Source organism: Streptomyces recifensis (assembly GCF_002154615.1).
Taxonomy (GTDB): Bacteria; Actinomycetota; Actinomycetes; order Streptomycetales; family Streptomycetaceae; genus Streptomyces; species Streptomyces griseoluteus.
Genome location: NZ_MUNH01000670.1, coordinates 1 through 1697 on the forward strand (window position 1 = coordinate 1; position 1697 = coordinate 1697).

Consider the following 1697-nt stretch of genomic DNA (forward strand, 5'->3'; position numbering starts at 1 on the left):
CCGCCGCCGCCGGTGTTGCTGTCGGCGCGGGTGCTGTGGGTCTTGATGCCCTGGGCGACGAGGGTGGCGGGGGAGCTGATGACGGCGGCGGCCTTGCCCTCGGCGCCCTGCATGATGCGGTTGTTGCGGGAGCCGGCGATCTCGTCGCCGAAGCCGGGGACGAAGCGGTAGATCATCGCGCTGGCGAAGATGGCGAGCAGGATGATGGAGAGGCCGGAGACGACGGCGCCGAAGGCGTCGGGGCCGCTGTCGCCGGAAAGGGCGCCGGCGAGGCCGAGGACGATGACGATGACCGGTTTGACCATGATGACGGCGATCATGATGCCGGCCCAGCGGCGGACGTGGCCCCACAGGTTCTTGTCGACGAGGCCCGCGTAGACGACGGTGCCGAGGAGGGCGCCTACGTACAGCAGGGCGGCGCGGATGACGAGTTCGAGCCAGAGGACGCCTGCGGCGAGGATGCTGACGAGGGAGACGACGATCAGCATGATGGGGCCGCCGCCGATGTCGTCGCCCTTCTCCAGGGCGCCGGAGAAGGTGCCGAAGAACGTGTCGGCCTGGTCGCCGGTGGCCTTCGCCAGGACGTCGGTGACGCCGTCCGCCGCGGAGACGACGGTGTAGAGGATCAGGGGGGTGAAGGCGGAGGCCAGGACCGTGAGCCAGAGGAAGCCGACGGCTTCGGAGATGGCGGTGGTGAGGGGCACGCCCCGCACCGCTCGCTTGGCCACGGCGAGGAGCCACAGGACGAGGGTGAGGATCGTGGAGGCGGCGAAGACGACGGCGTACTGCTGGAGGAACTTCGGGTTCGTGAAGTCGACGTTCGCCGTCTCCTTCACCGCGTCGCTCAGCTTCCCGATCGTCCACGAGGCCGCGTCCGCGCAGCCCTTGGCCAGCGAGGAGAGGGGGTCGAGCGAGGAGGTGAGGGGGTTGTCGGTGGTAAGGCCCTTCCGGGCGCCGCCTCCGCCGTGGTTGTTCTGTTCGCAGTACTTCTTGGCGGGGCCGGCGATCAGCGCGCAGGGGTCCCCGCTCTTCGTGGGGGTCGGGGTGGGGGCCGCCATGACGTTCGTGGCAAAGAGCACGGTCGCTGTTTGAATCGCGGCGGTCAAGCTGGTGAGCTTGAGCGCGCGGTGCTGGCTACCGGGCATAGGTGAAGCCTCCGAACTCCTGGACCGCCTTGCTGATCTCATCGGCTCCGGACACCGGGTTGTCACCGGTGACCGGGGTGGGACCGGTCCGCTGGCTGGAATTAAGGACCTTCCAGTCGTTGTCGCTCCACCGAAGCTTCAGTGTCACGGTGAACCAGCTGCTGGTCACCGGGTTCGTCGAGCGGTCACCGGCGAGGCCGAACATGCCGTTGCACCACACCTCAACGGTGGCCGCGCCGTCGCTGTACGAGGTGACCTTGGATCCCGCCGGGAGCGTGCGGTTCACGAAGGTGCTGCCCTCGGGGGCGTTCCCGTCGTCGGTGAGTCCTACCTTTTTGAGGAAGGCAGCGGAGTAATCCGCGTCGAACCCGGACTGAAGTCGGCCTGCGGAGCTGGGAACCGCGATGGTCTGCACGATCGCGTGCCGCTTAGTGGTGTTGAACATCCCGTCAGACCCCAGTGCCACCGCGTAGTTCGCCGCCGCGCTCTCTGCCCCCTGCTGGGTGTGGGGGAAGTGGGTGGGGATGCCGTTTTCGGTGGTGGGGACCGGGG

The 1697-nt window shown here is 68.2% G+C and carries 2 protein-coding genes; both read right to left on the reverse strand.

Annotated elements, in window-relative coordinates; translation table 11 throughout:
• Positions 1–1145, reverse strand: a 1145-nt coding sequence (locus CCN33_RS28120) for a hypothetical protein (protein WP_086696226.1), incomplete at its 3' end; no start/stop codon positions are given.
• Positions 1135–1697 (reverse strand): DUF8175 domain-containg protein (locus CCN33_RS28125; protein WP_086696228.1); only part of this gene is annotated, 563 nt, incomplete at its 5' end. The genes CCN33_RS28125 and CCN33_RS28120, both read right to left, overlap by 11 nt.